At 65.0% G+C, this 13514-nt stretch carries 15 protein-coding genes; 2 read left to right on the forward strand and 13 right to left on the reverse strand.

Going from position 1 to position 13514, the window contains the following annotated elements; genetic code table 11:
* Window positions 1–22 precede the first annotated feature (22 nt).
* The 10 genes from U9J41_RS09790 to U9J41_RS09835 are packed head-to-tail and all read right to left on the reverse strand — an operon-like array spanning window position 23 to window position 7262.
* Window positions 23–532, reverse strand: coding sequence for a hypothetical protein (locus U9J41_RS09790; RefSeq protein ID WP_322402003.1), 510 nt, complete (start codon window positions 530–532; stop codon window positions 23–25).
* On the reverse strand, window positions 529–1998 hold the full coding sequence (gene fliF, locus U9J41_RS09795) for a flagellar basal-body MS-ring/collar protein FliF (RefSeq protein WP_322402004.1): 1470 nt from the start codon (window positions 1996–1998) through the stop codon (window positions 529–531). Before fliF ends, U9J41_RS09790 begins: the two co-directional genes overlap by 4 nt.
* A 14-nt stretch (window positions 1999–2012) precedes the next feature.
* Window positions 2013–2312, reverse strand: a complete 300-nt coding sequence (fliE, locus tag U9J41_RS09800; protein WP_322402005.1) for a flagellar hook-basal body complex protein FliE — start codon at window positions 2310–2312, stop codon at window positions 2013–2015.
* Window positions 2309–2743 (reverse strand): flagellar basal body rod protein FlgC, encoded by a 435-nt coding sequence (flgC, locus tag U9J41_RS09805; protein WP_322402006.1) that lies wholly within the window; start codon window positions 2741–2743, stop codon window positions 2309–2311. Before flgC ends, fliE begins: the two co-directional genes overlap by 4 nt.
* A complete protein-coding gene (locus U9J41_RS09810; protein ID WP_322402007.1) occupies window positions 2743–3108 on the reverse strand; it encodes a flagellar basal body rod protein FlgB in 366 nt (121 codons plus the stop codon). Before U9J41_RS09810 ends, flgC begins: the two co-directional genes overlap by 1 nt.
* A gap of 19 nt (window positions 3109–3127) precedes the next feature.
* Window positions 3128–4240 (reverse strand): flagellar basal body P-ring protein FlgI, encoded by a 1113-nt coding sequence (locus U9J41_RS09815; RefSeq protein WP_322402008.1) that lies wholly within the window; start codon window positions 4238–4240, stop codon window positions 3128–3130.
* 2 nt (window positions 4241–4242) lie between these two features.
* Window positions 4243–4815, reverse strand: coding sequence for a flagellar basal body L-ring protein FlgH (locus U9J41_RS09820; protein WP_322402009.1), 573 nt, complete (start codon window positions 4813–4815; stop codon window positions 4243–4245).
* On the reverse strand, window positions 4812–5747 hold the full coding sequence (gene flgA / locus U9J41_RS09825; protein WP_322402010.1) for a flagellar basal body P-ring formation chaperone FlgA: 936 nt from the start codon (window positions 5745–5747) through the stop codon (window positions 4812–4814). The genes U9J41_RS09820 and flgA overlap by 4 nt, the downstream gene beginning before the upstream one ends.
* 7 nt (window positions 5748–5754) lie before the next feature.
* Entirely contained in the window at window positions 5755–6537 is a 783-nt protein-coding gene (flgG, locus tag U9J41_RS09830; RefSeq protein WP_322402011.1) for a flagellar basal-body rod protein FlgG, read from the reverse strand.
* Window positions 6537–7262: a flagellar hook-basal body protein gene (locus U9J41_RS09835; protein ID WP_322402012.1), complete on the reverse strand. Its 726-nt coding sequence runs from the start codon at window positions 7260–7262 to the stop codon at window positions 6537–6539. Before U9J41_RS09835 ends, flgG begins: the two co-directional genes overlap by 1 nt.
* Before the next feature lie 282 nt (window positions 7263–7544).
* On the opposite strand from U9J41_RS09835, the gene U9J41_RS09840 reads away from it, so the two are divergent.
* A complete protein-coding gene (locus U9J41_RS09840) occupies window positions 7545–8216 on the forward strand; it encodes an SOS response-associated peptidase (RefSeq protein ID WP_322402013.1) in 672 nt (223 codons plus the stop codon).
* Window positions 8217–8310: 94 nt separating this feature from the next.
* On the opposite strand, the gene U9J41_RS09845 is transcribed toward U9J41_RS09840, so the two are convergent.
* Complete coding sequence (locus U9J41_RS09845; protein ID WP_322402014.1) at window positions 8311–9858, reverse strand: choice-of-anchor Q domain-containing protein; 1548 nt, start codon at window positions 9856–9858, stop codon at window positions 8311–8313.
* A 156-nt stretch (window positions 9859–10014) separates the two neighbouring features.
* The gene (locus tag U9J41_RS09850) at window positions 10015–11178 is read right to left on the reverse strand and encodes a choice-of-anchor Q domain-containing protein (protein WP_322402015.1); all 1164 of its coding nucleotides are present in this window, start codon (window positions 11176–11178) and stop codon (window positions 10015–10017) included.
* 374 nt (window positions 11179–11552) lie between these two features.
* Between U9J41_RS09850 and U9J41_RS09855 the strand changes: the two genes are divergently transcribed.
* Window positions 11553–11897, forward strand: coding sequence for an Lcl C-terminal domain-containing protein (locus U9J41_RS09855; RefSeq protein WP_322402016.1), 345 nt, complete (start codon window positions 11553–11555; stop codon window positions 11895–11897).
* Between the two features lie 95 nt (window positions 11898–11992).
* Here the strand turns inward: U9J41_RS09855 and U9J41_RS09860 are convergent, their stop codons facing one another.
* Window positions 11993–13447, reverse strand: coding sequence for a M28 family peptidase (locus U9J41_RS09860; RefSeq protein WP_322402017.1), 1455 nt, complete (start codon window positions 13445–13447; stop codon window positions 11993–11995).
* Window positions 13448–13514: the final 67 nt, after the last annotated feature.

Consider the following 13514-nt stretch of genomic DNA (forward strand, 5'->3'; position numbering starts at 1 on the left):
CCACCTATCGGCATGGAGCGAATTATCGGATCCATCGACGCACCCGTTCGACGATGGAAGTGCCGCGCGCCGGGCGCACGTCCACGGGCGTCGCTTGGCGGCCCAGTCGGGCAGCCAGCTGTTCGATCAAAAAACGGTCGCGCGACGGCGCCGCCGACACACCCGCCATCGCCGCACGTATCGCGGACCGGCGCGGCGCGGCCAGGGACGCCAACAGCTGCTCAGTCCACGGCCAGTCGCACACGTTAAGCAGCTGCGCCACCAACAGCACGGGCTCACGCTCCAGCACGGCGGCCACGTCCTCCGCAGGCGCGAGCGCAAGCGTTTCACGCGGGCCGTTCAAGGGCACGGCCGGACCACCGAGGTCACTGCCGGCGAGATCGGGCGCAGCGGGAAAGCCGAGTTCGTCCAGCTCGCGCATCAGGCCTTCCAGGACCGCGCACTGGCCCCTGTCCAGCTCACCCAGCAGCCAGGCGCGATCCTCCCGGTTCATGCCGTGCAGCGCAACCGCCGCCTGTCGATAGCCCCTCATCCGCGCGGCTCCGGCTGTCGTGCCACGCTTTCGGTGTCGATCCATGCGCGCACCTGGCGCAGCATGGCCGTGCGCGCCGCATCGTCCAGTTGCGGCGCCACCGCCACGACCACCGGGTCGCGGCGGCGCCGGATGACGGCGAACGCGGCCAGGAAGGACAGCACGGCGAGCACCGGTATCCAGTACCAGCCGACGGCAGCGCGGCGCGGGTCGGCCGGCGCCGGTGCAGGTGCCGGCAGCGGCGAAGGCTCGGGGACCGCGTGGTCCGCCTGGCGGGCGTCGGCCATCGTCCCGCTGTCTCCCACTGGTCCGGCAAACTGGTCGAGCGAGCGCACCACCATGGTGTCGCCGCGCTGCGCATTCAGGCCGACCGCTGACGCGAGCAGTTCCTTCAGTTCGTCCGCCTGCGCGCCGCGCAGCGGATGGCGCACCACGACCGCCACACTCAAGCGCTTGACGCTGCCGCTGGCAACCGCGAGTTGCTCGACGCGCCGCCCGACCTGATACTCGGCTTCGTCGTTCGAGTTCTCCGTGCGGGTTTCCGTCTTGGCCGTGGCGTCTCCCGCCGGTCCGCCCTGCGCCGAATGGCGCTCGCGCACCACCACGCCGGCCGGGCCGCCCTGAACCGCACTTCCGTGGCCTGGCAGCACCTCTTCGGTGGTGACTTTCGACTGGTCCAGGTTCAGGACCGCGTCGACGCTGGCGATCGCCTGGCCCGCGCCGAACATCCGGTCGAGGACGCCATTGACCTTCTTGAGCATGTAGTCCTCGGTGCTGCGTTTGGCGTCGAGCTGCGCGTTGGCGCCCTGTGCGCCGCTATCGTCGCCGTCCGCCGGCCGGGTCAATGCCAGGCCGCGCTGGTCCAGCACGGTGACGGCGCCCGTCGTGATGTCAGGCACCGAAGCCGCCACCAGGCGCTGAATGCCGACCACCTGCGCCGCAGACAGGACGGCCCCAGGCTTGAGCGTCAGCGTCACCGAGGCCTTGGCCTTCGTCTGCGAACGCTTGAACAGGCCCTGCTCGGGAATCGCCAGATGCACCCTGGCCGCCTGCACTTCGTCGAGGGCCTGGATCGTGCGCGTCAACTCGCCTTGCACGGCGCGCTGATAATTGACTTTCTGGACGAATTCGCTCATGCCGAGGTCCGCGTTGTTGAAGACCTCGAACCCGACCGCTCCATATAATGGCGTCTCGCGCCCCATCAGCTTCAGGCGAAGCTTGTAGACCTGGTCCTGGGGCACCAGGATCGTGTTGCCGTCGCCGCCGAGGCGGTAAGGCGTCTTGAGCTTGTCCAGTTCGGCCGTCATGGCGGCGGCGTCGCGCGGCGCCAGATCGGCAAACAATACCTGGTAGTTCGGCCGATAGGCCCACACGCCGAGCGCGATCGCACCGCAGGCGATCACGGCGCCGCCGACCAGCAGGGCCGCTCGGGCACGCCGGTCGAGGCCGGCCCAGATGTCTTTCATTGCGCTTTCCATTCCTACACCTGCGTACGCATGACTTCCTGGTAGGCGTCAAGAAGATGGTTACGAACCTGGGCCAGCAGCTGGAAGGACAGCTTGGCCTCCTCGAGGTGGATCATCACCTGGTGCAGGTTTTCGACCTGCCCGGCGGCCATGTGGCGGACGTCCTGCTCCGCCACGGCAAGGGTCTGGTTGACCTGGCCGAGCTCTTGCGTGAACCAGGCGCCGAAGCCGCCGCCCTGGGCAGCGGACACGGCTGGCGCGAGGTTCGCCGGAGCGGCGATCGAACCGGCCGCCGCGATTGCTTCAATGGTCATTGCGCCCCCCCGATATCCAGTGCACGCGCCGCCATCGTGCGCGCCGCACTCATTGCCGCGACATTCGCTTCGTAGGCGCGCAACGCGGTATTCACATTCAACATCTCGGCCACCTGGTCGACCGCAGGATAATTGACGAAGCCCTTGGCATCGGCATACGGATGCCCAGGTTCATAGACCTGGCGCGGCGGGCTCGCGTCGCCTTGCACGGCAACGATCCTGGCGCCGCCACCCGACACGGACATCTCGCCGAAACGCTGCGCGAAGGACAGGGGCACGGCCTGGGCCACGACATGCATGGGACGATAGACCGAAGCCGCGTTGGGCGCGGCGGTGTGCATGGCCGCAATGTTCGCCGTGGTCAGGTCGAGCCGCATCTTTTCGACCGCCATGCCGCTGGCGCTGATCTGGAAAGCCGACAGGTAGTCCATCAGCGTTTCCCTTCGCCGATCGCGGCACTCATGATGGCGAACTCTTTATTGAGCGCCTTGAGCAGCGCCTCGTGATGCAGTGTGTTCTCGGCCAACTGCACCATCTGGGTGTCCAGGCTGACCTGGCCGGTATCGGCGAGGCGCATTTGCGGACGCAGCGCGGCCAGCGCCTGCGGCGTGGGCCCGCCCTCTCCCCCCGCTGACTGCAGTGCCCGCACATGCGTCTCGAAGCTCACTTCCACGGCACGGTAACCGGGCGTATTGGCATTGGCGATGTTCTGCGCGATGGCACGATGGCGCATCACAGTGGCATCCAGGGCAAGTCCCGTGAGTGCGATCGTTCCATTATCGATGAGAGGTACCACGAATTCTCCTGAATTTCGATTACTGCACAATAAGTTCGGCATGCATCGCTCCCGCCGCCTTCACGGCACGCAGGATCGAGATGATGTCCCGTGTGTTGGTTTTCAGGCGAACCAGGGTCTGCACCAGGTCGCCGACCGTATTGTTATTGGCGCCGACGAAACCGGTTTCCGACCGTTCTTCCACGTCCACACGGCTGTTTGCCACGCGCAGGGCCTGGCCGGACTGTCCGGCGTACGACACCGTCAGCGGTTGCGAAACGGTGTTGTCGGTGACGATCGACACGCGCAAGTCGCCTTGCGTGACCGCGACTTTCGAGATCCGCACATCGCCGCCCGCCACCACGGTGCCGGTGCGTTCGTTGATGACCACGCGCGCGCGCCGGTCCGGTTCCACCATGACGTTTTCAATGGCCGTGATGAAATCGGCCAGCTGGCCGCGCCGGTTTTCCGGCACTGCCACCTCGATCCCTTCCGCGTCCTGGGCCGACGCCAGCCGGGTGCCGAACCGGGCGTTGATGGCGGCGGCGACGCGGGTTGCCGTGGTGTAGTCGGGGTCCGACAAGACAAAAGTCACGGTATGATGGTCGCTCTGCATCCGCGCCTTCACACCAACCTCGATACTGGCGCCGCCCGGAATCGAAGCAACCGTCGGATGGTTCTTCTGGACGACGTTACCGTTCATGTCGTACTTGTAGCCGCCGACGGCCAATGCGCCCTGGGCCAGCGCGTAGATCTGGCCGTCCGGTCCCTTCAGCGGGGCGAGGATCAAGGTCCCGCCGACCAGGCTGCGCGCATCGCCGATCGAGGTGACGGTCACGTCGATGGTGTCGCCCGCACGTGCGAACGGCGGCAACGTCGCGGTGACCATGACCGCGGCCACGTTACGGCTCTGCATGTCGTCCGCCGTAATGGTCAGGTCGAAGCGCGACAACATGTTGGCGATCGATTGTCGGGTCGCGCGATTGCGCGAAGAATCTCCGGTTCCGGCCAGTCCGGTGACGAGGCCATAACCGTTCAGCGCGTTCTCGCGCCATCCCGACATTCTTCCGATGTCCTTGATGCGGATCGGCTCGGCATACGCCTGTGCGCACGCGAGGCCGAGGAGCAGCAGGCAAAACAACAGGCGCCGCATCCTTACACTCCGAATAAGCTGAGGAAGCGCTGCCACCATGCCGGCCGTTGGCGGTCGGCCATGTCGCCCTGTCCGGCATAGCTGATGCGCGCGTCGGCGATGCGGGTCGACATCACCACGTTCGTCTCCGAGATGTCCTGCGGGCGCACGCGGCCTTCGACCGTAATGCGTTGACGCTCGTTATTGATGTCGACCATCTGTTCACCGACGATGACCAAATCGCCGTTCGGCATGATTTCCCGTACGCCGACCGTCAGCTGTGCCAGCACCTGGCCTTCGCGCGCGGTGCGGCCGCCACCGTCGGTTTGATTGGCGGTCGTGATCGAGCCGGCATAGCTGTGGCGTTGGGCGTTCACGCCAAGGCCGACGCTGGCATTGCGCGCGGCCGTGGTGTTCGCCGAGCTGCTTGCGCTCGAATTTTCATAGACCATTACAGTGATCAGGTCGCCGATGTGGCGGATTCGCACATCCGATGTCAGTGCATGGAAGCTGCCGGGCTTGTACAGGCTGTCGGCATGGGCACCGGCCCCGATCACGATTGACGCCAGCAGCGCCAGCAAATTTCGATTATTCATTCAACGACCACCCACCCCGTTCCCTGTACTCGACCTTCGACCGCGTTCCCGTTACCGGTGCGTACCGATACCCGCTGTCCCTGCCCCGCCCGGTTTGCCGCAATGCCCGTCATTTCGATGCGGACCGCGCCGGTTCCCGCCAGCACGCGGACGGTATCCCCGAGCATGACTTCGTCTTTCCTTGCCACGTCACGCGTGTGCAAAGGCTGTTCCGCACGCACCGCCAACGCGCTGCGGCGACCGAGCACGGGCTCGGATTCGGCCAGCACGTCATCGTGCGCCAGCAGGTCCGTAACGCGCGGTTCGACGTCCTCCTTGCCGAGCACGGCGCCCACCGGGAGATCATGAATTGCAAACCACGCTCGTCCTTGCGCGGACACCGCCACCGGCACCGCGACGCTGCGCACCACGGCTCCCCGGCGCATGATGTCCACCCAGGCCAGCATCCGTGCCTGGGGCCGTCCCGCGCCAAGCGGCCTGACGGAAAGCGCATAGGCCCCTGTCCTGATTGCGACATCCGGGATCTCGCCGTCGGGACGCACGACCACATTCGGATAGGAAGGGCGCAGTTGGCGCGCAAGCTCCTCCACAACCTTCCGGGAAATCTCGTGGCCGGAAACACGATCGATGGCGACACGCACGACGACCTGCTCGGCGCCGCACCAGCGAATTTGCGCAGATGGCGATCGCGCCAGGATCAGTCGTTCCAGATCCGCACGTCCGACGCGGCCGACGTTGCCGGGACGCGGCGCCATGCCGACGCGCGTTCCGGCTACGTCCGCACCCAACTGCTCCGCACCCGACGACAGGAGATCCCCCAGGCGGATCTCCGGTCCTGTCACGTCGACCGTATCCTTCAGACAGGTGGGAACCGCGGCGCTCGCCTGGAGAGCGATCAGCATCGCGGCCGGCCACATGTTCTGCAGGCGCATAACCCACCTATTTCCGGAGGTTGTTGCTCATTGCGAGCATCTCGTCGGCAGCCTGGATCACCTTGATGCTGCTCTCGTAAGCGCGTTGAGCGATGGTCAGGTTGACCATTTCCTCAGCGAGGCTCACGTTGGAGCTTTCGACATACCCCTGCGCCAGCGAGCCGGCGCCGTCTTCGGCAGTGCGGTACGCGATCGCGTCGCCCGACTGTTCCGATGCCCGGTACAAATTATTCCCGAGCCCAACCAGGCCGGCCTGATCGGCAAAACGCACCAGATCGATCCGTCCGGCTTCGAACGGCGCTGCCCCATCCGATGGCGTGACCTGGACCGTGCCGTCTTTTCCGATCGTGATGGCGGCGGCCCCGGTCCCGACGTGGATCGGCGGATTGATCGGGTAACCATCCGCCAGGCAGAGCATACCGTCCTTGTCGACGCTCAGCGTGCCGCCGCGCCCATAGACCAGAGCACCGTCTTCAGCGCTCGCCTCAATGAAACCTTCACCATTGATGGCAACGTCCATCGCGCGCCCCGTCTGCTTGATCTCGCCCTGGCTGTAGACTTTCGCCAAAGACGCGATCGTGACGCCAGTACCCAGCCAGGCCGGCGCGGCATTGGGCTGATCGAGACCGGGGGGCGTCGGCGCGAGATTGCGATAGACCATGTCGGCGAAGTTGACGCGGGATTTTTTGTACCCCGGCGTACTGATATTCGCGAGGTTGTTGGCGATCGTTTCGACACTTCTCTGATGTGCCTGCATGCCCGTCGCCGCGATGTAAAGCGCGTCATCCATCAAAATTCTCCCAACTTGCGAATCGTCGCCTCGAGTGTGGCGTCGTAACCTTGCACGATCTTTTGCAGGCTCTCGAAATGCCGTACGGTTTCCGTCAAGCGGACCATCTCTCCGGCGCTGTCGACATTGGACGCTTCCAGGACCCCGCTTCGAACGGTATCGGCGGCGCGAGCATCGCTGACCCGAGCGGCGCCGGGAAGATAGACGCCATCGCCCATCGCGATCATCGACTGTGCGTGCTCGATCCGAACCCGGCGCAACGTACCGATACTGACACCGTTCTGGACGACCTCGCCGGTTGCGCTGACCGAGAAAGGGGCATTGTCGAGGTGCATCGCGCCACCGTCCCCCATGATCGGCAGGTTGCCCGGGCCAAGCAAGGTCCCGTCCCGTCCGACGGACAGGCGCCCGACCTTCGTATACACACTACCTTGGCCACCCGCCAATTCAAACCAGCTATCGCCTTCAATCGCCACGTCGCTCGCAGTCGAAGTCGGCCGCAGCGCCCCCGGCAAAGCATCGATCGAGGTCGTCGCGGCGGGTGCAGGCACAAACGTCGGCGCGAAGCCTGAGGATGCAGCGGAGAGTTGAAGGGAAAATCCGGACGGCATGATCCGGGTCGCCTTGAAGCCTGGCGTCAAGACATTGGCCAGGTTATGACTGATGCTGGCAGTTCGTGACATGTCGCCCTGAAGTCCGACTGCGGCCAATTGCTCGATATTCACCGACATCCCATCAAGAAATAAGATTTACCCAAATGTATTACGTTGCCGCGAGTATATTCGGATCTCGAGATCAAAATCTCTCCAATAATCACAATTACAACAAATATTAACAAATTGTATCTTTTGTTGGTTTTTTGCCTTCATAAATATTAACAAATTGTATTTTTATTGATTTTTTGCCTCTGCAAATGCGGCCAACCTTGCGCTGACGCACAGACATCGCATGGCCACGATTCGCCCTAACGGACGGCCACCATCGCCCATCTGCGCTACCATCGCCCCATGTGTGGACGATTTGACCAAAGCCAGACGGCGCGCCATTACGCAAACCTGATCGGCTGGACCGACGCCGTGCTCGACAGCGAGTCGAGGCCGACGCCGAACGCGGCGCCGGGCACCTATCGGCCCGTCATGCACGTGCAGGACGGCGAGCACCGCGTGGACGATGTGTTCTGGAGCTATCGCGCCAAATGGGCCGAGGGCAAGGTGCCGATCGTCATCAACGCGCGTCTGGAAAAACTGGCCAACCGTTATTGGTCGCGGCTCGTCAAGAACGGGCGCGGCATCGTGCCGGCCGAGGGCTGGTATGAATGGACGGGAGAAAAGGGGCACAAGCAACCCTGGCACATCCACCGCAAGGATCATCAACCGCTGTTCATGCTGGCTGTGGCCAACTTCGGCCCCTTCGCGGAAAACCGGGCGGAAGCGGGCTTCGTCATCGTCACGGACGACGCGTCGGGCGGCATGCTGGACATCCACGACCGCCGCCCGGTCGTGCTGGACGCCGAGGCCGCGAAGCTGTGGCTCGATCCGGACCTGCCGCCGGAACAGGCGATCGAACTGGCGCGCCATGCCGCCGTGCCGCCCGACGCGTTCGACTGGTACAAGGTCAGCACGGCCGTGAATCGCGCCGGGGCGGACGGACCAGGCATCACCACGCCCCTCGACGATTGACGCACCGACCGCTCCAACACAAACGGCCCGCACACCGGAAGGCATGCGGGCCGCCGCTTGCGACGCCCCCGGAGAGTCCAGGGGCGCGACAGGCTTAGTGCTGGTAGGCGCCGATGTCGTAACCCGTGGTGGCGTTACGGGCCTTGCCGTCCAGGTCGGTCGGGTAGGCGTTCGTCGCGGTACCGCGGCCGATTGCCGGCGAGCTCGTGGTCAGGTGAAAATCGGGCGCCGCGGCGGTGCGCGAATAGCCCTTGAACAGCGGGTCGGAGCCGACCGTCGCCGTGGCGACGAGGCCATTGCGCAGCGACGTGTTGTACGTCGTGTTCTTGTAGATCAGGTTGTTCTTGTAGACGTTCTGCTTGCCGGTCACGCCCTGCTCCGAGATCCCGTACTTATTGTCGTACACGATGTTGTTCGCGACGAAGATGTTGTTCGCTCCGGCCGACGTGTGGTAAAAGTCGCCGCCGCCGATCACCATGCCGAAGTTCGATGCCGCCGCCGTGTTGTTGGTGATGATCACGTTGGTGGCGTCGTGCCACAGGTGGATCGCCACCGCGCCCACGCGGTACACCAGGTTGTTCTTGATCGTGCCCGACGTGCTGAAGTAGATGCCCTGAACGTACGTGCAGCCGGCCGGGCCGATGTCGTTGACGACGTTGCCGATCACATCCGTCATCACGCCATGGTAATAGCTGTCCACGCCGATCGCCGAACCGCCGGCGCTCGTGCATGCGACGGACTTGGCGACGTTATGGATGTGGTTGTCCGCGATCATGCCGTATGAGCCGCCCGTGTAGATACCGTGGGTCCACTTCGTGCCGCTGCCCGAGTTGGTGCCGTCGACGTCGAAGCCGATGATGCTCACATAGTTGCCGCGGTTGTCCCACGCATTATTGTTGGTCGAGCTGGCCGGCGGCACCACCTTGGCGCCCCACTTCGTCGTCGACACCCAGTAGATGCGGGCCGAGCTGGTGCCGCTGTACGTGGTCTTGATGCCGCCGGCGTACGTGCCCGGCGCAACCCAGACCGTGGTGCCGGCGCGGGTCGCGGCCTTGGCGGCGCGGGCCAGGGTCTTGAACGGTGCGGCCTTCGTGCCCGCGGCCGTGTCCGAGCCGGTCGGCGACACGTAGTAGTTATACGGCGTCGCTGGCACCGTCACCGTCGAGCCCGCCGTATTATGCAGGCTTATGTATTCGGCACTGCTGCGGATGGCAGCTTCGACGGCGGAGAGCGGCACGCCGCTGGCCACGGCCTGGCTCCAGTACGCGAGGCCGGCCGCATCCGGCGCGCGGCCAAGCAGGCTCTGGTACAGCTGGGTCACCTCGGTGGTTGCCGTGGTCACGGCGGACGACGACGGGTTGGCGGTCGCGACGCTGGCGAGCAGTCTGGGCTGTGCCCCGGCGGCGCCCGCGGCCGCGCTGGCGATCGCGCCGTTGAGCGAGCCGGCACCAGCCAGCGGATTGGTGTCGTAGCCCGTCAGGGCGAAATCCTTCGATGCGGCGCCCGTCATGGTGTAGACATGGGCCGTCGTCTGGGCCGACGCGGCGCCGGCGGCGCCGCACGCGGCCAGGAGAACGGCGGCGCTGCTGCACAGCAGTGCGTTGATACGGGTGTCGGACGCGATATTGAGTCGTTGTTTCATTTACATTCCTTGAGTGCGTGGGTTCCCCTGCCGCTGGCGCGAGGCCGGCAGCGTCGGTGTCAGCAGGCGCAACACTGGGAAGCGAACCCGCGGCAGGCCGCCGCGGGCGCTTGGGGTCCGGCAAGGCGGACCGGTACTACCGGGTGAGTGACCGGATCAGTGCTGGTAGGCGCCGATGTCGTAACCCGTGGTGGCGTTACGGGGCTTGCCGTCCAGGTCGGTCGGGTAGGCATTCGTCGCGGTACCGCGGCCGATTGCCGGCGAGCTGGAGGTCAGGTGGAAGTCGGGCGTCGTCGCGGTGCGCGAATCGCCTTTGAACAGCGGGTCCGAGCTGACCGTCGCGGTGGCGGCGAGGCCATTGCGCAGTGAAATGTTGTACGTCGAGTTCTTGGTCACGAGATTGTTCTTGTACACGTTCTGCTTGCCGGTCACGCCCTGCTCCGAGATGCCGTACTTGTTGTCGTACACGATGTTGTTCGCAACGAAGATGTAATTCGCGCCTGCCGACGTGTAATAGAAGTCGCCGCCGCCGATGACCATGCCGAAGTTCGATGCCGTCGCCGTGTTGTTGGTGATGGTCACGTGATTGGCGTCGTGCCACAGGTGGATCGCCACAGCGCCCACGCGGTACACCAGGTTGTTCTTGATCGAGCCCGAGGTGCTGAAGTAGATGCCCTGGACATACGTGCAGCCGGCAGGGCCGATGTCGTTGACGACGTTGCCGATCACATCCGTCATGACGCCGTGGTAATAGCTGTCCACGCCGATCGCCGAACCGCCTGCGCTCGTGCAGGTCACGGACTTCGCGATGTTGTGGATGTGGTTGTCGGCGATCATGCCGTACGAACCGCCCGTGTAGATACCGTGGGTCCACTTCGTGCCGCTGCCCGAGTTGGTGCCGTCGACGTCGAAGCCGATGATGCTCACGTAGTTGCCGCGGTTGTCCCACGCATTGTTGTTGGTCGAGCTGGCCGGCGGGACGATCCTGGCGCCCCACTTCGTCGTCGACACCCAGTAGATGCGGGCCGAGCTGGTGCCGCTGTACGTGGTCTTGATGCCGCCGGCGTAGGTGCCCGGTGCAACCCAGACGGTGGTGCCGGCGCGCGTCGCGGCCTTGGCGGCGCGGGCCAGGGTCTTGAACGGCGCGGCCTTCGTGCCTGCAGCCGTGTCCGAGCCGGTCGGCGACACGTAGTAGTTATACGTGGTGGCCGGCGTGGTCATCGCCATGGCGCTGCCGCCGGCGGACAACAGGACTGCGGCGCTGCAGGACAGCAGGGTGTTCAGGCGGGCGTTCGAGGCAATGGTCAGCAGTTTTTTCATCGGGAAGTTTCCTTGCATTAAAAAGTGAAGATAACCCTTTGACGCAAGGAAACTGCCTTAGTTCAACCTTTTCGAAAAAAAATTTCCCATAGTAACGAGTTGCTAAACAACATTACTCCGCAGAATCAACAGCTTACTGATTTGCAACTGCAAACTTTGGCGGAAGAGACGGGTGACGCCCGCGCGCCCATTTAACACTTGCCTTTGAACAGCGTCGGCGAAAAGTTGAGAACCACTGCAGCGCACTCCGTTATGAGCTAGGTCGTATCGAACGTCGCAACCAAGCGCGGCGATCGATGGTCATACAAAGACCGCAAGACATGAAGACATGACGAAAGGATTGCGCAATGGGTGATTACCTGAGGATCCAAGGAATGTTGAAGGAAGGCGAAGCCTATGCCGGCCTGATACTCGGCAAGAACGGCGAGTCCGACTACCACCTCGTGCTGCTGGCGGACGAAACGTCCGACGTCAGCTGGCCGGCCGCGCGCGAATGGGCCGCCGCGCAGGATGGGGAGCTGCCGACGCGGCGCGAACTTGCCCTGCTGTTCGCCAACCTGCGCGAGCGCTTCGAGCGCGTCTGGTACTGGTCGAGCGAACCGCACGACACGCGGCCGCAACTGGTCTGGGGGCAGAATTTTGCCAGCGGCATCCAGACCGTGTACGGCCGGCCGTTCCGCGGCCACGCGCGATCGATCCGGCGCATCGACGCCGGGTAACGCGGGAGGCACCGCGTCGGCAACGACGCGGCGGGAGGACGGGAGGCATAGGAACGCGCACGCGTGGACGTGCGCGGCGTCCGTCGACGACCGTGTTACTTGGCGGCCTTCGCGTCGGTCGCGGCGTTGGAGCGGCCGAGCGGCTGGTCCATATTGGCCAGGAACCAGGCCGTCGTCGCCATCACGGCGACGTGGCGGCGCAGGTTTTCCGGGTTCACCTTATCGAAGGTATCGGCGGGGGTATGGTGATAATTGAAGTAATCGGCAGAATCGATCCACGGCTCGAAGCTCGGCACGCCGGAATCCTCCAGGTCGTGCAGGTCGCCGGAACCGACGACGTCGTCGCGCCGGAACGCACCCGCGCCCATCGGATACAGGGCCGCCTGCAGCGGCGCCAGCAGCTTGGCGCCCGCCAGGCCGACGCCCGCGTGCAGGCCGAACGGACGGCCCGAACCGCCGTCGTCCTCGTATGCGGCAAAATGCTTGTCGGCGACTTTCTTGTTGACGGCGTCATAGGTATGCCCGCCGCGCCCGCCATTCTCCTCGTTCATCCAGGCGACGACGCGGATCGTGCGGTGCGCGTGGTAGTCCAGCTTGCGCAGCGTGTCGATCACGCCCATCGCGCTGACGACGCCGGAGCCGTCGTCGTTCGCGCCCGTCGCGAGGTCCCACGAATCCAGGTGGCCGGACACGAGCACGATCTCGTCGCCCTTGTCGGTGCCCGGCCAGTCGGCGATCACGTTATAGCTGTCGGCATCCGGCAGGATCTGCGGCGTCAGCGTCAGGTGCATGGTGACGGGGCCGCGCTTCGACAGGCGGCCGATCAGCAGCGAATCCTCGATCGTGACGGCCGCCGCCGGAATGCGCGCATCGTCCTTGAGCAAGGTCAGGCCCGTGTGCGGGATACGATAAGCGGCGCCGCCGACGGCGCGCACGAGGGCCGCCACGGCACCCATCTCGGCCGCCATGCGCGGGCCCGCCCCGCGGAAGGCGACGGCCTGGCCATATGCGGTGCCGGCCAGGCCGCGGTCCGCCATGTTCTGGTCGAACGGCACGTCGAACAGCACGATGCGGCCCTTGACCTCGGCCGCGCGCGCCTTGAGTTCCTCGAAGGTGCGCACGACGATCACGGGCGCCGTGATGCCGGCGGCCGGTGTCGCGCCCGAGCCGCCCAGCGCCGTCAGCACGACCTTTTGCGTGACGCCGGCCGGCCGGCCCTGGTAGTCGACGAGCGCCGCCTTCTCTTCCCCGCGCACCCAGTGCGGCACCTTGATCGGCTGCAGCGTGACCTTGGCGCCCAGCTTGCGCAATTCAGCGGCGACCTGGGTCACCGCGGCGGCCGCGCCGGGCGAGCCCGACAGGCGCGGGCCGACCAGGTCCGTCAAGTCTTCCAGCCGCTGGTAGGCGTAATCGCTCTGCAGCGCCGTATCGCGCACCTTGGCGAGCGCGGCCGGATCATTGCCGGGATTGGCGGCATTCGCGGTGGCGCCCAGCATGCATGCGGCGGCGGCGATCAGGCTCAGGGCGGGAAGACGGAGGCGGCGGTTCATGCGTGCAATCCTTTGGTCGGTGAAGAAGCCAAAACGATAACGCATCCCACTGTGTTTGTGGAAATAT

The organism is Massilia luteola (genome assembly GCF_034420155.1).
GTDB lineage: Bacteria > Pseudomonadota > Gammaproteobacteria > Burkholderiales > Burkholderiaceae_D > Telluria > Telluria luteola.